The 19,514-nt window shown below is 29.7% G+C and carries 20 protein-coding genes; 6 read left to right on the top strand and 14 right to left on the bottom strand.

Annotation, left to right across the window (positions count from 1 at the left end; genetic code table 11):
• Positions 1-24: 24 nt before the first annotated feature.
• Positions 25-897 (bottom strand): tetratricopeptide repeat protein, encoded by an 873-nt coding sequence (locus E4J94_RS12500; protein WP_135836134.1) that lies wholly within the window; start codon positions 895-897, stop codon positions 25-27.
• Positions 898-1,038: 141 nt separating this feature from the next.
• Here E4J94_RS12500 and E4J94_RS12495 point away from each other — a divergent pair, with 141 nt between their 5' ends.
• Positions 1,039-1,983, top strand: coding sequence for a M20/M25/M40 family metallo-hydrolase (locus tag E4J94_RS12495; protein ID WP_135836133.1), 945 nt, complete (start codon positions 1,039-1,041; stop codon positions 1,981-1,983).
• Positions 1,984-2,022: 39 nt separating this feature from the next.
• Here the strand turns inward: E4J94_RS12495 and E4J94_RS12490 are convergent, their stop codons facing one another.
• From E4J94_RS12490 to E4J94_RS12455, 8 genes are all read right to left on the bottom strand, one after another.
• Positions 2,023-3,090: a type I restriction endonuclease gene (locus E4J94_RS12490; protein ID WP_135836132.1), complete on the bottom strand. Its 1,068-nt coding sequence runs from the start codon at positions 3,088-3,090 to the stop codon at positions 2,023-2,025.
• Between the two features lie 209 nt (positions 3,091-3,299).
• Complete coding sequence (locus tag E4J94_RS12485) at positions 3,300-4,022, bottom strand: hypothetical protein (RefSeq protein WP_135836131.1); 723 nt, start codon at positions 4,020-4,022, stop codon at positions 3,300-3,302.
• The gene (locus E4J94_RS12480; RefSeq protein ID WP_135836130.1) at positions 4,019-4,828 is read right to left on the bottom strand and encodes a DUF4097 family beta strand repeat-containing protein; all 810 of its coding nucleotides are present in this window, start codon (positions 4,826-4,828) and stop codon (positions 4,019-4,021) included. The genes E4J94_RS12485 and E4J94_RS12480 overlap by 4 nt, the downstream gene beginning before the upstream one ends.
• A 23-nt stretch (positions 4,829-4,851) precedes the next feature.
• Complete coding sequence (locus tag E4J94_RS12475) at positions 4,852-5,694, bottom strand: HEAT repeat domain-containing protein (RefSeq protein WP_135836129.1); 843 nt, start codon at positions 5,692-5,694, stop codon at positions 4,852-4,854.
• Positions 5,687-6,250 carry an RNA polymerase sigma factor gene (locus E4J94_RS12470; RefSeq protein WP_168801873.1) on the bottom strand — a complete coding sequence of 188 codons (564 nt, stop codon included), beginning with the start codon at positions 6,248-6,250 and terminating at the stop codon, positions 5,687-5,689. The genes E4J94_RS12475 and E4J94_RS12470 overlap by 8 nt, the downstream gene beginning before the upstream one ends.
• A 183-nt stretch (positions 6,251-6,433) precedes the next feature.
• A complete protein-coding gene (locus E4J94_RS12465) occupies positions 6,434-7,456 on the bottom strand; it encodes an AMP-binding protein (protein ID WP_135836127.1) in 1,023 nt (340 codons plus the stop codon).
• 1 nt (position 7,457) lies between these two features.
• Positions 7,458-8,069: a DUF1684 domain-containing protein gene (locus E4J94_RS12460; RefSeq protein WP_246034326.1), complete on the bottom strand. Its 612-nt coding sequence runs from the start codon at positions 8,067-8,069 to the stop codon at positions 7,458-7,460.
• The gene (locus tag E4J94_RS12455) at positions 8,069-9,106 is read right to left on the bottom strand and encodes an o-succinylbenzoate synthase (protein WP_135836126.1); all 1,038 of its coding nucleotides are present in this window, start codon (positions 9,104-9,106) and stop codon (positions 8,069-8,071) included. Before E4J94_RS12455 ends, E4J94_RS12460 begins: the two co-directional genes overlap by 1 nt.
• Before the next feature lie 118 nt (positions 9,107-9,224).
• Between E4J94_RS12455 and E4J94_RS12450 the strand changes: the two genes are divergently transcribed.
• The 3 genes from E4J94_RS12450 to E4J94_RS12440 all read left to right on the top strand — a co-directional run bounded on the left by E4J94_RS12450 (position 9,225) and on the right by E4J94_RS12440 (position 13,264).
• Entirely contained in the window at positions 9,225-9,665 is a 441-nt protein-coding gene (locus E4J94_RS12450) for an RrF2 family transcriptional regulator (protein ID WP_135836125.1), read from the top strand.
• 39 nt (positions 9,666-9,704) lie between these two features.
• Positions 9,705-10,421, top strand: coding sequence for an iron-sulfur cluster repair di-iron protein (gene ric / locus E4J94_RS12445; protein ID WP_135836124.1), 717 nt, complete (start codon positions 9,705-9,707; stop codon positions 10,419-10,421).
• A 458-nt stretch (positions 10,422-10,879) separates the two neighbouring features.
• The gene (locus E4J94_RS12440; RefSeq protein ID WP_135836123.1) at positions 10,880-13,264 is read left to right on the top strand and encodes an outer membrane beta-barrel family protein; all 2,385 of its coding nucleotides are present in this window, start codon (positions 10,880-10,882) and stop codon (positions 13,262-13,264) included.
• Positions 13,265-13,321: 57 nt separating this feature from the next.
• Here the strand turns inward: E4J94_RS12440 and E4J94_RS12435 are convergent, their stop codons facing one another.
• Positions 13,322-13,819: a MarR family winged helix-turn-helix transcriptional regulator gene (locus tag E4J94_RS12435; protein ID WP_135836122.1), complete on the bottom strand. Its 498-nt coding sequence runs from the start codon at positions 13,817-13,819 to the stop codon at positions 13,322-13,324.
• A 101-nt stretch (positions 13,820-13,920) separates the two neighbouring features.
• On the opposite strand from E4J94_RS12435, the gene E4J94_RS12430 reads away from it, so the two are divergent.
• Together E4J94_RS12430 and E4J94_RS12425 are read left to right on the top strand one after the other, a co-directional pair.
• Complete coding sequence (locus E4J94_RS12430) at positions 13,921-14,298, top strand: RidA family protein (RefSeq protein WP_135836121.1); 378 nt, start codon at positions 13,921-13,923, stop codon at positions 14,296-14,298.
• Between the two features lie 2 nt (positions 14,299-14,300).
• A complete protein-coding gene (locus tag E4J94_RS12425; RefSeq protein WP_135836120.1) occupies positions 14,301-15,242 on the top strand; it encodes a threonine/serine dehydratase in 942 nt (313 codons plus the stop codon).
• 61 nt (positions 15,243-15,303) lie between these two features.
• On the opposite strand, the gene E4J94_RS12420 is transcribed toward E4J94_RS12425, so the two are convergent.
• The 4 genes from E4J94_RS12420 to serC form a co-directional block, all read right to left on the bottom strand.
• On the bottom strand, positions 15,304-15,963 hold the full coding sequence (locus E4J94_RS12420; RefSeq protein ID WP_135836119.1) for a YggS family pyridoxal phosphate-dependent enzyme: 660 nt from the start codon (positions 15,961-15,963) through the stop codon (positions 15,304-15,306).
• Positions 15,964-15,968: 5 nt separating this feature from the next.
• Positions 15,969-17,216, bottom strand: coding sequence for a DUF1015 domain-containing protein (locus E4J94_RS12415; RefSeq protein WP_135836118.1), 1,248 nt, complete (start codon positions 17,214-17,216; stop codon positions 15,969-15,971).
• A gap of 30 nt (positions 17,217-17,246) precedes the next feature.
• Positions 17,247-18,197 (bottom strand): D-2-hydroxyacid dehydrogenase, encoded by a 951-nt coding sequence (locus E4J94_RS12410; RefSeq protein WP_135836117.1) that lies wholly within the window; start codon positions 18,195-18,197, stop codon positions 17,247-17,249.
• Positions 18,198-18,285: 88 nt separating this feature from the next.
• Positions 18,286-19,356, bottom strand: a complete 1,071-nt coding sequence (gene serC, locus E4J94_RS12405) for a 3-phosphoserine/phosphohydroxythreonine transaminase (protein WP_135836116.1) — start codon at positions 19,354-19,356, stop codon at positions 18,286-18,288.
• Positions 19,357-19,514: the final 158 nt, after the last annotated feature.

Raw genomic sequence — 19,514 nt, 5'->3', positions numbered from 1 at the left:
ATTTTTTGCAAAATTAAATAAATTTTAATCTTCTTTCATTAAAACTTCTACTTCCAAATACTCGTGATAATTTTTCACAAAATCATGTTCAAAATCAATATCATCTAAAAGCATTTGCACTCCTTTTTTATCAACATCTATAAAATCTAAGACAGTTTGTACATTGTAAATTTCGAGATTATGAAACGTCGGATATAATGTAATCTGTTTTAATGTAAGAGCCATTATAAAACAATTAATTCCATTAAAATTAACACCTATATCTGCAAAGTTTTTATAAAAAGTGATCAAATTAGTTTTCAATTGAAGGTTATAATTGAAACTTCTTAATTTAAAATTTTTCAAGATTAATCGATTGGTTGTTTTCAAAACTATTTCTTCTGTAATCTGAAGATTTTTACTTAATAACTCCAAAACTTTTTTATCTTCAACTAATTGATATAAATTATTTAAATATCGTTTAGCTTCATCAAAATCAAAAAGTTCTAAACTTACCAAAATCGATAAAAAAAGAAAACGCTTGTTCGTTGGATAAACGATTTCAATTTCTTTTAAATATTTTTGCGCTTCCTCAAATTTCAATTTATGAATATAGTATTCGGCAATATAAAAGTTCGTAGCATATAAATAATAGTCTTCTTTTTTTGCTTCTAAAAGATATAAAATAGATTCTTCGTTAAAATTTAAATTTCGCTGAACTATACCTTTTAAGAACAATGCTTTTTTGTCTTTCGGAAATTCGTGCAATAATTGATTCAATAAATCTTGTGCTTTAATTAATTGCTGAATCGGATTGTGAATAAACGAAAAGCTTTGCCAAATTGGATATTGATTTTTATCCATTTCATCATCAAGAATCAAGAAAAAAATGTCATTAAAAAATCGATTGTAATCCACAGTATAAGTTTTTTAGCAGTGATAAAATTAAGATATTTTTAGGAAGTTGACAAAGTCGTTCTATTATTCATTTATAATTTGAATTCTTATTTCTTTATCATTTTCTCTATTTTTGTTTAAAACATTACTTTTATTATACTTATGAAAAATCGTATTTTAATTTTTTTTTTATTTTTAGGAATAAACATTTTCTCTCAAGAAATTGAAATTAATAAACTAAAAAAACATGTTTATTTCTTAGCAGATGATGCAATGAAAGGTCGAGGAACAGGAAGTAAACAGAATTTAAAAGCTGCAAAATATATTGCAAAAGAATTTAAAAAATACAATCTTCAAACTTTAGGAGAAAATGGTTATTTTCAAAAGTTCGATGCAAAAGTTCGAAAAGTAATTGTACCTGATAGTATTCGTTCTGCTCAAAATGTTATTGGCTTTTTAGATAATAAAGCTGTGAAAACAATTGTAATTGGAGCGCATTACGATCATTTAGGAGAAGGTAAGCAAGGTAGTTCTTTGGCAAAAGATGGTTATGGAATTATTCATAATGGCGCCGATGATAATGCTTCTGGTATAGCTGGTTTATTAGAATTAGCTCGTATTTATAGTCAAAATAATATACAAGAACCTGTCAATTTTTTATTCATTGCTTTTGGAGCAGAGGAACTAGGTTTGGTTGGTTCTCGTTATTTTATCAAAAATCCTACTTATGATTTAAATAAAATTCATTGGATGTTGAATATGGATATGATTGGAAGATTTAACAAAACAGCTGGAGTTTCTATAATTGGATATGGAACTTCTCCTGAGTTCGAAACAATTTTTAAAAATATTAATCCAACTCAATTTATAAAATTCAATAAAAAACATGAAGGAAGAGGAGGTTCTGATCAAACTTCTTTTTATGAAAAAGATATTCCTGTTTTATTTTTCCATACAGATGGACACGAAGATTACCACAAACCAACAGATGATGCAAATAAAATAGATTATACATCCTTAAAAGAAATTCTTGATTTAGAAAGAGCTATAATTGAGGAAAGTTTTAAATTAGACATTATGCATTTTCAGAATACTGACAAAAAATAAAAAAAAGAGGTTTTGAGTAAACTTAAAACCTCTTTTTTATTAATTATCTTGAGTCATATAATGTTTTATAACATATTTTAATTCGTTAGAATATTTATAAAGATCATCCATTTTATTCAACTCTATTTTATTTTCTTCTTTATTCTCATTAAATAATCCAATTTGTAATCTTTTCTCTGTAAAATAGAGCCTACAAATTGGTTTTCTATTATTATCATCAAACAAAATAGCAAAATAAGATTGTGCATCACGATAAACAATTCTTTCTGGAGAGCATTCAGCTGTTCCAATAGCTTTAACGATCATAAAACCATCTAGCTCTATTTGTGTCGTAACAATTCTTGTATCATCTTCTTCTTCATTTATATCGGTAGAAGTTTGCTGATTAGTTGTCTCTTTTGCTAAAGCTGATTGTAATCTATCTGTAACAATATCATTAATTTGTTGAGTAAAAGAATTCTTAATCAATGTTGAAAATTGTTCAATTACTTTTTGAGTTACAATACTAGGATAAATTTGTTTTGCGAAATGCCTTACAAAATCAACTGAAGGAGTACTAATTTCTTGATTAATCAGTTTTTTCAATTCATTTGTATACTTAAGATCACTTGCTGTATTAACAATATTTTCAAAATCAAAATAAGATTTATGAAATTTCTTTAATTCTTCTATTTGAACATCTTTTATATCCGTAATATTAAAATAAAAGAATGGTTTTTCATCCATCTTATTTGGTTCTACTAAATCTGTGAAAAATTTATAATCAATACCATTTGTTAGAATTGCAAACTTAGCTTTCGTTGTATGAAAATATCTAAAAAGTTGCGAAGCATTATTTATAGATAAAGGCAAAGCATGATGTTTGCATTCAATTAAGAGAACAGGCTCATTATCTTTTAATATTGCATAATCAATTTTTTCACCTTGTTTAATCCCTACATCAGCTGTATATTCTGGTACAACTTCAAAAGGATTAAAAACATCATATCCTAACTCTTTAATAAAAGGCATTATAAATGCATTTTTTGTCGCTTCTTCTGTATTTACTTGATCTTTTAAAGAGTCAACTCTTTCACCAAGCTTTTTAATAAAGTCTTTAAAATCCATATTTTTTTTAGTAAAAGTAATTGACTTATTTATAGTTAAATTACGGTTTACCATAAAAACTAAACCTCTAAACAGATTTAATTTGTTTAGAGGTTTTTTATCTTTTACATAAAGACATGAAGTAGGCTATTCGCAATATATTTTGCAAAAAAAAATGTTATAAAAAATGTCTGATTATAAAAGAGAGATCTTGGTCGAAATGTCTAGAATTACTTTCTCAAGTAAACATTTCCGTATTGAGAAGAGTATTCTTGTTTTGGTCCTTGACCTATAGTAGCTGTTGCAATCTTATGAAAATTATCGTCCTTGATTGCTTTTAATGAAAAATCTAAATTACTATACAATACTCCATAATATGTCTCAACAGTAATTTCTCCTATTTTTTTAGATTGAATTGTTGTATCGACTCCGCCATAAGTTGATTTTGCAACCAAAGGTCCGTCAAAAGAGTTAACCTCAACTGTTCCATATACAGATTCTATCTGTGTTTTCATATGTTTAGGCACTTTTATTTCTAATACAATATCAATCTGAACTCCCATTGTTGTTGTATTATATGTTTGTTTTGTCTGTTTTTGATGAGATTTAAACTCTTCAATCGAATTAAACTCTACTTTTTCTTTTCCATTGTAAGCTGTTACCCGATGTGGAAGAACTTTATAATTAGTAATTCTTCCTTCTATGGTTTTTTGATGATTAGAAGATTGTTCAATTAATTCGAATGCAGAGTCATTCTCTCCATTATTAATATATACTTTCCCATTAATTTGAACTTCATTTTGATCCCATGTTGTAATCTTTACTAATTGCGGATAATCAAATTTCAACACAAGTTCATCTCCCTTTTTAACTGAATATTTTTTATGGATATCAGTCTGTGCAAATAGTGCTGCTGTAAGCAGACCTAAAGCTAATGTAAATAGTGTTCTCATAATGCTCTTAAATATATTTTTCCATAATCTGATCTAAAAGTAAAACCTGTTCCTCCTTCATTTAAAGTCGCATTTAATTGATCATTATATCGTATCATTCCCGATTTACTTTCCATTTTTAAAGGTAATTCTGGTGCTACTAAAATTTCACCATACGAAGTAGATGCTTTTACATTTGCTTTTACAGTTTTAGGTATAGTAACATCTACACGGCCATAAATAGAAACAACAGATAAAGGTCCTTTTACATTTTGGCTAAATTTTGCGTCTATATTACCATAAATACTATTAACAGTAGCTGGTCCTGTTACATTTTCTAATACAATACTATTATATGAAGTAGATACCTCTATCTCATTTTCTAAATTGCGTAATGTTACTGTACTACCAAATTGTGATTGATGATCAAAATAAATCAACATTGCTTTAGGTACTTTAATTGAAATATTTGGAGGAGTTATTCTATTCAACTGAACCACTTCAACTATACCATTTTTTTCAATAACATTAATTCCTAATCCTGTATTATCGTCCAAACCATTCGCATTGATTGCACGCAATCCTTTTGCTCGTTCATCAACTTTCTTTGAAGTTTGTTTTTTAGAGAAAATGATTTCTTTTCCATCGTAACCTTCTATTGTTGTTCGTCCAAGATCTATTTTTAACTTTCCTTTATTAACAGACAATTTATAAGATTGTATTGTTTCACTTTCTGTCGTTTCATTTTCTGTTACATCAGTTTTATTTTGTGCATGTAACGACATCATCCATAATGTAGATGTCAATAGAATTATTTTTTTTATCATTGTCAAAAGTATTTATTGATTAATTATTTTCTTAAAAGTACTGCATACGCTTCATCCTTAACAAAAGGCATTGTCCGAGGATCTAGAACCATTTCTTGTAGTTTTTGAATCAATTTAGAATCAAAAGTATTGTTATTCAATTTTGCTATAACATTTATCAACTCCATTTGCACCATAGGATCATCTTGTTGCATAAAAATTTGAGTCAGTTCATTAGAAACATTTTGTTTTGGAAATTTATTAGCTAAAACCTCAATTGCATTTAATCTTACAATTGTATTTGGATCACTTTTAATCATTTCTTTCAAAAGATTTGACTCTTCATCTGTCAAAGACTCTAAATTTCCTAATCTAGCAATGGCATCAATTCGATTACTTGTCGATTCTTGATCATTTAATTTCTCCATCAACTCTGCTCTTAAAGAAATATCTTCATTTTCAACTATTTTTTCTTTAAACGTTTTTGAAGATTCTTTTTCTTCTATTTTATGATGAACTATAATTTCATCATGTTCTTTTTTGATCGATTCAAGTTGCTCATATGTTGAAAAATCTTTTTCATTTTCCAATGATTTAGGTACTTCCTTAGATACATCTTTTACAATATTGATTTCTGGTTCTAAAGAATTAACCTTAGAATTATTCAACAAAAAATAAGTTCCGATTACAATTACAAGAAGAACAGAAGCCGCAATACTCCAGTCGCTAATACTCCATTTCTTCTTTATTTCTATAACCTTTGTTACTTCATCTTCATTTTGCTTCGGAATATTCTTTTTTATTTTATTCCATAATTCATCTGAAGGTTCTTTATTATCAAAAGCTTCTCGATTATTATCTATATATTTTTTTAATGAATCATTCATAATAAATAGTTTGTTGTAATGTTTGCGCTATTTTATTCTTAGCACGATGATACTTACTTCTAACTGTCGCGCTTGTCATTCCAAGCATTTTCCCTATTTCTTCTTGCGGAATATTTTCGAAAAGAAACAAATTTACAATTGTCCGAGATTCTACAGATAAGGCTTCTATCGCACTTTGTACTTCTGCAATTCTTCCTTCAAGATGTTCCATTTCTACTAATTCTTCTTCACTTTCATCAATGAGTTGTGTATTTTCAATATCAGTAAAATAGACTTTTCTTTTTCGTAAATGAGAAATAGATTTATTGATTGCGACTCTTTTAAACCATGCGCCTAAATAATCTACACTTTTCATTTTTTGAATATCTCCAAAAAATGAAATAAAAATATCTTGTGTCAAATCTTCCGCTTCAGATTCTTCAGAAACTAACCTTAAAACAGTATTATAAACTTGTTTTGAATATTTTTGATAAAGTTTTGAATACCCCAACTCCTGACCTGCTTCGCACAAATCAAGTAATTCCTTATCGTTATATGGAGTATTTTCAATTTTCAAAATATATTAGTTTTCATGTGTTTCTATTCTAAAGACGCATTAAGTTAATCAATGTTGCAATCTTTTTTCATTTTTTATAAAAATACACTTCAAAAATTTCATAAACAGCCTATTTTTCAAGCTAATAACGATATAGATTAATAAAAAAATCATCAAACTAGTTTGATGATTTTCTTCTATAGATTAAAATTTTTGTCTTTTTATTTTTCCACTTTCAGTTCGAGGAAATTTATCTATAAAAATAATTTCCTTTGGATACTGATATTTTGTTAAGTTAGCAGAAGAAAAATTTAAGCTTCTCTCCTCGCCTTCTACAATCAATATAAGTTTTTGTCCTAACAGCTCATCTAATTTTGATGTAATATAAAATTCTGTATTAATAAAAGGCTTTAATTTCTCTTCTATTTGTTCTGGAAAAAGTTTTATTCCACCCGAATTAATCACATTATCTGCTCGCCCAATCCAGTTAAATTTACGTGAATCAATGATTTCAACGATATCATTCGTTACAACTTGCAAACCGTCATAAGGCGTATCAATCACCAAACAACCGCGATTATCTTGCGAAATCGTTACCTCATCAAAAGCTTCAAAAACTTGATCTGCATTCGGATATTTTTTATTCGCAACTTGCTTAAAAGCAATATGAGTAATAGTCTCTGTCATTGCATATGTTTCGTACACTTCATTGTCAAAAGCATATAATTCTTGTTTCACTTTCTCCGAAAGAGGAGCACCACCAATAATTAACTTCTTACATTTCGAAACAAATTTCAGAGAGTTCTCTACTTGCATTGGCGTTAATGCAACAAAATCAATCGAAGTAAAATCTTGAGAAATTCCATGATTGATTTCATCCAAAGAAATATGCGAAGTTGGTTGCATACAAATCAATTTTAAACCTATTTCTACTGCACGAACCAACATCAGTTTTCCCGCAATATAAGTTACAGGCATTGCCAATAATGCCAAATTTTCTTTTTCTAACTGCAAATATTTTCCTGTCATATTTGCACTTTTACGCATATTCTCTTTGGTCAAAATAATCTCTTTCGGAGTTCCTGTTGAGCCCGAAGTATGCGCAATCATTATCTCAGAATCAGAAAACCACTCAACTAAAAAATCTTTGACTGATTGCTCAAATTCATTCGTTGATTGAATTGAATTAACATCAAAAATAGGTTGAGAAAAATCTAAATATAACATCTTATTTATGATAACTTACACCTGCATTAATTTCTACATCCAATACATTATTCGCTGGTGGAATCGGACAATTGTAATGTTTACTATATGCACAATAAGGATTATACACCTGATTAAAATCTAATATAATTTCATTGACTTTTCTACCTAAATCCCTTGTGCTCAAATCCAAATATCTTCCTCCTCCATAAGATGTTACACCGTTCGTTTCGTCCATAAAAGGTAAAAACAAACTATCCTCATATTTCTCCATAATTGGGTAAGATTGATAAATCGTCAATGTTTGTTCTATATCATCTAATATAAAAGTTACAGTTCCGTATTCTTTATAATTTTTAATCTTCTTCGCTGAAGTGGGAAACGGAATTACTTTTCCATCTTTAATAGATGTAAATTTAGCTTTTACAATGTACTTTTCACTAATCGGAAAAAAAGTAATTCCTTTAAAATTAGTATTTTCTTCATCAACTAAAGGTGTCGTTTTAGGATCAGTGTAAAAAGTAGCTAATTCGGTTTGATATTTTTGAATCGCCACTAAATCAAAATTCTTTTTGGTTGTTTGACAACTCATTAAAATAATAGTTGTTATAATTGCGATAATTATTCTACTCATCATAATTTGTTTCTAAATAAATATTCTCCTCTTAATTCTAAACGGCTTGGGAAATTATTTGTAAATAAACCTCCTGTTCCCAACCCTTGGGGCATTTCTGGATATAAAATAGCCGTCCATTGTGCAATAGCATTCAGTCCTATGTTACTTTCCAAGGCAGAAGTTATCCAAAATGGAATTTCGTAAGTATCAGCAGCATTTATCCATTCTAGAGAACCTCTAATTCCTCCAACTAAACTAGGTTTTAAGATAATATATTGGGGTTTTATTTGTTCTAAAAGTCTGAATTTATCTTCTTGATGAACAATTCCGATTAATTCTTCATCCAATGCGATTGGTGCTGGTGTACTAGCACATAACTCTGTCATCAACTCGATTTGTCCAGCTTTGATAGGTTGTTCAATCGAATGTATTTTTAATTCAGCCAATTGTTGCAATACCACTTTTGCTTCTTCAAATGTAAAACCTCCATTCGCATCTACTCTCAATTCTAATTGATCCGCAGAAAAATCTTGTCTTAATTGTTGAATAATCTTGTGTTCATTTTCCCAATCAACGCCAATCTTGAATTTGATACATTTGAAACCAATTGCTAATTTTTCTTTGATTTGTTCGCGCATAAAATCAATAGAACCCATCCAAATTAATCCATTAGTCTGAATACCTTTATCTCCTGTAGAGAAAGCCGATTCGTACAAATCTGGATTCAATTTATCTGAATAACTATCATTATATCGATTAACAGAAAGATTCTGAAAAGCCTGCTCGACACCAAATTGAATAGAAGGCCATTCGCGTAATTCGCGCCATAATTCATCAACTCCTAACTCAATATGATCACAAACCCATTGTAACTTTTCTTCATAATCAGGTCTATCATCATAGCTTAATCCTTTAAATAGTCCACATTCACCAACATATTCTTTTCCATCTTCTTCTATTTTAAAAAGATAAGTTAATTTTTCTGTCAAAACTCCACGTGATGTTCCACTTGGATTTTTAAATTTTAATATATAAGGTTCAAAACTTGCTTTCATACTTCAAATTTAGTCAAATATGATTACCTTAAAAAGTAGATTTAGTATAAAAAAAATAAAACACCTATTACTCTTTTATTAAATATTAATGTATATTTGCCATGTTAATGAACACCAAATGTTATCAAAAACTTGCGAATATGCTATTAGAGCATTAATATATATTGCTCAACAAACAAAGGAAGGAAATAGAATTGGGATAAAAGAAGTTGCCAAAGGAATTGACTCTCCCGAATATTTCATAGCAAAAATTTTACAAGAAATGACAAAACGGAATCTATTACAATCAACAAAAGGTCCTAATGGTGGTTTTCATTTGAACGACACAAATTTAGACAACTCATTGGCTTTGATTGTAAGAGAATTTGATGGTGATAAAATTTTTAATGGATGTGCATTAGGATTAAAACAATGTTCAGAAAAGAATCCTTGCCCACTACACGATCAATTTAAAGGAATACGAAATAATCTAAAACAATTATTAGAGTCTACCACAATCAGAATGTTGGTTGATAAATTAGAAACAAAGAATGTTTTTTTAAAACTAAATATTGAGTAAAAAAATTTAAACCAATAAAGGACAAAAAAGTATTTTATTATGAACACAAAAACAGATTTAATAGGAGAAATGGTTGCAGAAGACTTTAGAACTGCTGCCGTATTCAAAAAATATGGTATTGATTTCTGCTGTCGAGGAGGAAGAACAATTGAAGAAGCCTGCGAAAGCAAATTAATAGATACTAAAAAAATCTACCAAGAACTGGAAAACTTACCTACGAAAACAGACAATAGCATTGATTTTAAATCTTGGCCTTTGGATCTTTTAACAGAATATGTTGAAAAAACACATCATTTATATGTTGAAGAAAAAACTCCTATTCTTTTAGCATTTCTAGATAAACTTTGCAAAGTACATGGAGAAAAACACCCTGAGCTTTATGAGATAAATAAACTCTTCAATGAAACAGCAAAAGAATTAAGTGCACATTTAAAAAAGGAAGAATTAATTCTTTTTCCATTCATAAAAAAAATGGCAAATGCAAAGAGAAAAGGAACAACTTTAGAACACGCTCCCTTTGGTACTGTGGAAAATCCGGTTCATATGATGGAGCATGAACATACTACAGAGGGAGATCGTTTTGCTAAAATCGCAAAATTAACTAACGATTATAATCCTCCTGCAGATGCATGTAACACTTATAGAGTTGCATTTGCAATGCTACAAGATTTCGAAAACGATTTGCATACACATATTCATATAGAAAATAATATTCTTTTTCCTAAATCAATTCAGTTAGAAAAAGAATTCAATTAACTTACATCACAGAAAATATTTTTCTTTAATCATATTAACAAACTGTATCTATTTCGTTAGTACTTAATCCCAATAAAAATATTAATTGGGATTTTGTATTTATAAAAATTATATCATTTTCCTGCTTTCTAAATACGCATACTATCCCTTCATTTATCCGATGGGCATCGGAGAGTTAACGGATGCCCATAGAATGATCGACGGATGGGCATCGGAGAAGTGACGGATAGGCATCGGATAAAAGTTCCCTCACTTTCCGCCATTTTTTCTATTTAATAATAAATTTTACACATCAAATCTTATCGCTTAAAACCTTTCTTTACTCTAGACGAACAAATTGTTTGTCAATAGAAAAGCAATAACCTATTGATATAAAACCTAATCTTTTTTGAAAAAAATAAAATTTGATGATGTAACTTTTCAATACGTCGCGCGTCTTAAAAGTAAAATAAGCTAATATGAAAAAAATATTATTTCCAATAATTTTCTGTGTTGCAGCTATTCAAACCTATGCTCAACAAGAAATAAAAGGAACTATTCTATATACTAATCAAACCCCTGTAGCTTTAGCTGATGTTGTAATTTTTCAAGATGATAAAATTATTGATGAGGTATCAACTAATGAGAATGGACTTTTTACTTCTACTTTAGAAAACGGTACATATGTACTAAAAGTTGAAGAATCTGGACTTCTTTTACATTCACAGCAAATCATTATTCAAGATAACCAAGAGATTGGAGTTATCATTGTTCCTATAAAAGAAACAGAAGTTTCGTTAAATGAAACTATTGTAACAGGACAAAAAAAAATGATTGAGAAAAAAGTTGATCGTCTTATTTTTAATGTTGATCAAGCTGAAGGTGCAAAAGGCGGTAATGCTTTAGATGCGCTAAAACTAGCTCCTCGTGTAAAAGTTGATGAAAATTCTGACGCTATATCTATCATTGGAAAAGGCTCGATTACAGTTATGATTGATGATCGATTAATGCAAATGAGTAGTGATCAATTAGCTAATTACCTAAAGACAATTCGTGCAGAAGACATCGAAAAGATTGAAATCATTACAAATCCTCCTGCAAAATATGATGCCACTGGAAATAGTGGAATAATCAATATTGTTCTGAAAAGTGCAAAAGGAGAAAGCTTGAATGGGTCTTTATCTTCAACTTATAATCAACAAAAATATCCAGGATACAATTTGAATGGAAACATCAATTTTAGAAAAGACAAATGGACTGTAACGGCAAATGTTTACAACGGATCAGGACGTTGGTATAACAAATCAAACGAGAAAACATATTATCCTGATGAAACATGGAAAAGCAACGGCGTTAATAAAAATAAAAACGCCTATATCGGAGGAAAAGTAGGTGTTGATTACCAGATAAATAATAAACTCATCACAGGTTTTAATCTTAATTTAGCAAAAGGAGATGGTGAATACAATAATTTTTCAACAACAAATGTTGTCAAAATTAATCAAGATCAACCTTATCGATATATAACAATGGATCGTAGTGGATCTAATTGGGATTGGAGCTACCTTGGTTTGAATTATCATATCATCAAGAAATTTGATACTGATGGAAAAAAATTAACGTTCGATTTTGATTACTCTAATAATCCTTTCTCAGAAGAATCGAAAACAATAAGTAAAGAGTATAACAGTTCTTGGGAAGAAACAACTAGTAAATACCAAAACAATATTTCTAATGCTGACCAAAAATCTAATCGTTATAACGCTAGTTTAGACATGGAGCATCCAATCAATTCATGGAAAATGAATTACGGAACGCGTTTACGTTGGGCGAAAGATGAGGCAGATAATAACCGTTTGACTAAAACAAATACAAATGAAACAAATAATATCAATGGATTTCAATACAACGAAAACATCTATGCCTTATATTATTCTATAGAAAAACAATTTGCAGAAAAATGGACAGCAAAAGCTGGTTTACGTTATGAACATGCAGAAGTAAAAGGATTAATGAAAAACGAAAATTTTGAGTATTCAAAAAAGTTTGACGGTTTATATCCTACAGCTTATTTAATGTATCAAGCAGCAGAAAATCATTCGTTTACTTTAAACTATAGTCGTCGAGTAGACCGCCCTTTTATTTGGTATTTAAATCCTTTTGAAACAAAAGAAAATGATTATAATATATCACTTGGTAATCCTAATTTAACACCTTCTAACTCGAATAACTTTGAACTTGAATATGCTTATAAGGATTTAACTGTTACAAGTATTTATTATAAAAATTCTAATGATATTTTTGAACAAGTAAGTATTTATGATCCAGAAACTAAAATAAATACCACTAAACCATATAATATTGGAAAATCATATAGTTTCGGATTGAGTGAAAACTTAAATATAAAACCTACAAAATGGTGGAAGTTGAATGCTACAGCAGATATTTACTATAGTAAAACAACTAGTTCTATTCCAGAAATGAAAGATATTGATGGTTTAAATTCAGAATTTAGGTTAACTAATAATTTGGATTTAAACAAAAAGAAAACATTGTTTGCTAATTATTCTTTCAATTACTACGCTAAAGGTTACGATAACTTGCAAACAACTGGAGACTTTATGCGTCATAATATAGGATTTCGCGCAATGGTTTTTGATAAAAAATTACAATTATCATTAAATATCAGCAATCTATTTGAAAATAAAAACCCATATTATTCTTCAATTTCAAATGATATAAAAAATACAAGAGAATATTCCGCTTATAGAATGTTTCGTTTCGGAATCACATATAATTTTGGAAAGCAATTTAATATAGAGCGTTCTAAATCTAACCAAGAACAAGGTGGAGGAAAAGGTTAGAATTTATTCCTGAAAAAAAACCTGAACGAGTTATGTTCAGGTTTTTTTTATAAAACTTTACTCATCTAATTCTATCAATAATTTTCTTAATAAAACTGATAAATCACTTCGTTCCTTTTTACTCAAAATTTTTATTGATTTTTTAGCTTCATCAAACCTTTTATGAATCGCATCATCTATAACTTCCTTTCCTTTTTCAGTAAGACCTGCTAAGCTAATTCGTCCATCATTTTCATCTGCTGCGCGATAAATTAATTCTAATTTTGTTAAGCGATTCAAAAGTGCTGTCATTGCTCCAGAAGTAATCACAACAGATTGCATCAATTGTTTTGGAGTTAATTGATAAGGAAATCCTGAGCGTCGAAGCGTTGCTAACACATCTAAATCAGTATAATAAATTCCATTGTCTTTTAAAGCCATACTTGCTCTATTTTCGAAAATCTTTCCTAATTTCATAATTCTACCTACAATCTGCATTGCATCAACATCCAACTCTGGGCGCTCCAAATTCCATTCTGTAATTAATACATCTATTAAATCTTTTTCTTTTTTCATCACAATTGATTGAAAAACAAATGTACAATTTATCTTGATGTAAAGATAAATTGTACATTTGTAATATGTCTTTATATAAAGATATATTTAAAACAATAAAAATGAATATAATTCACACTGAAAGTATGCCAATTGCAAACGGACATTATTCACAATGTATTGAGCACAATGGCATTTTATATCTATCTGGACAATTACCAATTGATCGCGAAACCAAGAAAATTCCAACAACAATTTCAGAGCAAACTAACTTAGTTTTAAAAAACATCGAAACTATATTACATCAAGCTAATAGTGATAAAAAGCATGTATTACAAGTTCGAATTTACATTCCGAATATTCAATTATGGGATGAAGTAAATGCTGCTTACAGTAATTTTTTTGAAGATCATAAACCAACACGATGTATTATTCCAACAAATGAATTGCATTATGATGCATTAATCGAAGTTGAAGTAACTGCAATCTCAAAACTATAAATATGTACAAACAGGCTATGATAGAAACACATCAACGTATTAAACCTTTTATTCACAATACACCTATTTTAACCTCTACTTTACTAAATGAAATACTTGGAGCGAATTTGTTTTTTAAATGCGAAAACTTTCAAAAAATGGGTGCCTTCAAAATGCGTGGTGCAACAAATGCTATCATACAACTTACAGACGAACAAAAGCAAAAAGGTGTAGTTACGCATTCTTCTGGAAACTTTGCACAGGCTTTAGCGCTTGCAGCAAAAAGCTTGGAAATTGAAGCTTTTATTGTGATGCCAACTACAGCTCCACAAGTTAAAAAAGACGCTGTAAAAGGATACAATGGACAAATAATCGAGTGTGATCCAACTTTAGAAGCTAGAGAAAAAGCAGCAAAACAAATCGAAATACAAAAAAGTGCAACGTTTATTCATCCTTCAAATGATTTCAATGTTATTCTTGGACAAGGAACTGCAGCGAAAGAATTATTAGAAATACATCCAGACCTGAATTATATATTTACTCCTGTTGGTGGTGGAGGCTTAATTGCTGGAACAACCATTGCTGCCGAAAATTTTGGTATAAATTGTAAAGTAATCGGTGGAGAACCTTTTGAAGCAGATGATGCCTATCGTTCGTTAGAAAGTGGTAAAATAGAATCTAACACTACAACAAATACAATTGCAGATGGTTTGAAAACAGAACTAGGTGATATTAATTTTCCAATCATTCAGAAAGGTGTAGAAAAAATAATTCGTGTAACGGAAGAAGAAATAATTGCAGCAATGAAATTAATTTGGGAACGTTTGAAAATTGTTTGCGAACCTTCTTCTGCTGTGGCTTTAGCCGCATTAATCAAAGAAAAAGAAAATTATCAGAATACAAATATCGGGATAATCATTTCTGGTGGAAATGTCAATTTAAAGACTTTGCCTTTTTCGAAATAATAAAAAAGTAAACCCCTAAAAACATAAATTTTAGGGGTTTTTATATTGTAAAAATATTCTGTTAAATCGAATAATTACGATGTCCAAAGATCGAACTTCCGATGCGAACCATTGTACTACCTTCTTCTATCGCGATTTGGTAATCACCTGACATTCCCATTGATAAAATAGAAATATTTTCATAAATAGATTTTAAAGAATCAAAGTTAGATTTTAAAGAACGAAACTCTTCACGAATTTGATTTTCATCTTCAGTAAACGTTGCCATTCCCATCAATCCTACAACTCTAACATTTGGTAAATGCTGAATTTCTTCTTGCATGATATGTTGAATTTCTTCTTTATCCAAACCAAATTTTGTTTCTTCATCGGCTATAAATTGTTGCAACAATACATCAATAACACGATTATTTTTTTCGGCTTGTTTATTAATTTCTTTCAACAATTTCAAACTATCAACGCCATGTATTAAATATACAAAAGGCGCCATATATTTCACTTTATTGCTTTGTACATGCCCAATCATGTGCCAACGAATATCCTTTGAAAGAACTTCATATTTATCGCACATTTCTTGAATCTTATTTTCACCAAAATCGCGAATTCCAGCTTCATATGCTTCTTGCAAATCTTCAACAGGTTTTGTTTTAGAAACTGCAACAAGTGTTACATGCTCAGGAATCGTATTTTTTATTATTTTTAAATTTTCTTGAATACTCATTTTATTTATTCTTTCAAATCAAATACTGCAAAACCACTCAAAGGTTTTGGTTCGATATACGTACTTTTAGGAGGCATTTTAAGTCCTAAATCAGCTATTAATTGTAGGTCTTTAACATCTACAGGATAAAAAGCAAATGCAGCAATATAGTCATGATGATCCACTTTATTCTTCAAGGCTTCTATTCCAACTTTATCACGTGTACCACATTCATAATGAACTCGCTTATCTTTTTTAGTATCTTGAATATTAAGAATTGGTTTCAAAACTGTTTCTTCAAAAATGTATGTATCCAATTCACTTAGGCCTTCTGTTTTTAGAATATTATTCTTTACGTAAAGACTATAAAATTGATTATCTAAATACATAACCAAATGATGTTTTTTCGTAGGAATAGTTAACTCTTCATTTTTCGGAATAATTTCGAAATAATCTTCTAAGTGTTGAATAAATTCTTTCGAAGATAATCCATTTAAATCTTTTATTAAACGATTGTAATCATTGATAATCAAATCTTCATTTGAAACCAAAAGCGCTAAAGTAAAATTAAATGATTCGTTTCCATAAACTTCATCTTCAGATGATTCTGTTGTGTATTTTGTATAACGTTCAGAACTTTCCATACGATGATGTCCATCTGCGATATATAAATCTTCTAATTTTTCGATAGAATCTTTTAATTGTTTTAAATTTAATCGATTATCAACTCTCCACAATAGATGCTGTGTTCCATTAGATTCATCTATTTTCAGAATTGGTTTTCGTTTCATTTCTGTATCTATTAATAAATCTACTCTTTGCGCAGGTTTATATGTTAATAATACAGGTTCAGCATGAAAATGAGATTCTTTTAAATATTCAGCAAACAATTCAACACGGCGTTCCAATGTTTCTTCGTGTTTTTTGATTTTATTGTTTCTATAATCTTCAATATTTACAAGTCCTAAAAGTCCTTTTGTTTCACGGCCATTTGGTTGAATAACTTGATAAATATAAAATGATGATTTATCTTGAACTAATATTTTCTTTTCAATAAATTCTTCTAAATTCTTCCTAACTCTTCTGAATTTTTCTTTTGGATCTTCAATAGAATCATCCCAAGTTGGTAAAATTATATGTAAAAAAGAGTTCTCTCTTGTATTAATATAATAATCTACTTCTTCTTTAGAATATTGATTAACAGCAAGTGTTACAAAATCTTGAGAGGTTTCTTCTGTTGGACGAATTCCTTTGAATGGTTTAAATTGTGGCATTTCAAGTAAATTTAAATAGAATAAAGCCGATTATTTTCCGTAAATCTCAACGATTTGTGTAGCTAATTCAGTTCCAATTCTGTCTTGAGCTTCATTTGTAGAACCTGCAATATGAGGGGATAATGACAAAGATTCGTTCATCAATAATCCCATTTCTGGAGTTGGTTCATTTTCGAAAACATCTAATGCAGCACCTGCAACCTTACCATCTTCAATCGCATCCACCAAGGCTCTTTCATCAATTACTCCACCACGGGCAGTATTTATTACAATTACTCCATCTTTCATTTTCGCAAATTCTTTTTCACCCAAAATATACCCATCTTGTGCTGGAACATGCAACGAAATAAAATCTGCTTTTGTAATAACTTCATCAAAATCGACAGAAGTAATGGTAAATGTTAACTTTTGACCATCGAAAAATTCTAATTCGATGTCACGCGTCGCTGGAAATTTATCATAAACTAAGATATTCATTCCTAAACCAATCGCTTCACGAATAACTTCTACACCAATACGACCAAAACCGATTACTCCCATTGTTTTTCCTCTCAATTCGATTGCTTTTGCATAAGCTTTTTTCAATCCATTGAAGTTTGAATCACCTTCTAAGGGCATACTACGATTAGCTTGGTGCAAATTACGAACGATAGAAAACAAATGAGCAATTACAAATTCTGCTACAGATTGAGAAGATGATGCTGGCGTATTAATGACTTGAATTCCTTTTTCGCGTGCGTAAGTAACATCAATATTGTCCATACCAACCCCACCACGACCAATAATTTTGAGATTTGTCGCATCTATTAAGGGTTGACGAACTTTAGTCGCAGAACGAACTAAAAGTACTTCAATTGCATTTTCGTTGATATAATTTTCTAATTGTTCTTGTGCTACGTGAGCAGTTATTACTTCGAAACCTTTTGCTTCTAAAGCGTTTTGTCCTGCTTTAGAAATTCCGTCGTTTGCTAATATTTTCATGTTATTATTATAGAAATTAAGATGTGAGATTTTAGATGTTAGATAATATATTTCTCAATACTAATATCTAGCATCTAATGTTTGCTGATTAACCAAATTTTTGTTCAAATTGTTTCATTACTTCTACCAAAACTTGAACAGATTCTAATGGTAAAGCGTTGTACATTGATGCACGGTATCCACCAACATCGCGGTGACCTGCTAAAGAAACAACTCCAGCTTCTTTTAACATTGCGTCAAAATCAGCTTTAAAATCTTCGTTATTTAAGACAAAAGTGGCATTCATTTGAGAACGATCTTCTGTTGAAGCTGTTCCTGTAAATAATCCATTACGATCAATTTCAGCATAGATTGCATCCGCTTTTGCAGTATTAATTTTTGCAATTGCTTCCACTCCTCCTTGTTCTTTTAACCATTGTAAATTTAACATGACACCGTAAATTGCAATTACTGGCCAAGTGTTAAACGATGATTCTTTTTTGATATGCGTTTCGTAATTTAAATAATCAGGAATATTACGTTCTGTTTTACCTAATAAATCTTTTTGAACAATTGCGACAGCAGACCCCGCAGGTCCCATATTCTTTTGAGCTCCAGCATAGATAACTCCAAATTTAGAAACATCTATTGTGCGAGATAAAATATCCGAAGACATATCGCAAACCATTGGTACTGGAGAGTTTGGAAACTCTTTCATTTGTGTTCCAAAAATTGTATTGTTTGATGTACAATGGAAATAATCGACATCAGAAGGAACAGTGTATCCTTTTGGAATATAATTATAATTTTGATCTTTTGAAGAAGCAATAACTTCGATTTCTCCGAAACGCTTTGCTTCTTTGATAGCATTTTCTGCCCATTTTCCTGTTTGTGTATAAGCTGCTTTTCCACCTTCTTTCAATAAATTGTAAGCAACTGTAGGAAATTGCAATGAAGCTCCGCCTTGCATAAAAACTACGTCATGCGTTTCTGGAACATTCATCAATTCTTTTACCAACGCTCTTGCTGTATCAATCACTTCTACTGCATCTTTGCGACGGTGAGAAATTTCTAAGATTGATGTTCCTGAATTGTTGAAATCTAAACAAGCTTGAGCCATTTTGTCGAAAACAACTTGTGGTAAAATGCATGGTCCTGCACTAAAATTGTGAATTTTCATAATTAAAATTGTTGTGTGTTTGTGTGTATTAAATTGTAACAAATATACTAAATCAATTGTCTAAATTAACTATTATAGCCTTTACTTTTAAACAGAAAACAAACAAAAAACCCTAAACTGAATAAGTCTAGGGTTTTTATATCATTTGATTGAATATT

It is taken from the genome of Empedobacter tilapiae (assembly GCF_004785645.1).
Classification (GTDB): Bacteria; Bacteroidota; Bacteroidia; order Flavobacteriales; family Weeksellaceae; genus Empedobacter; species Empedobacter tilapiae.
This window is presented reverse-complemented; position numbering and strand designations above follow the sequence as displayed.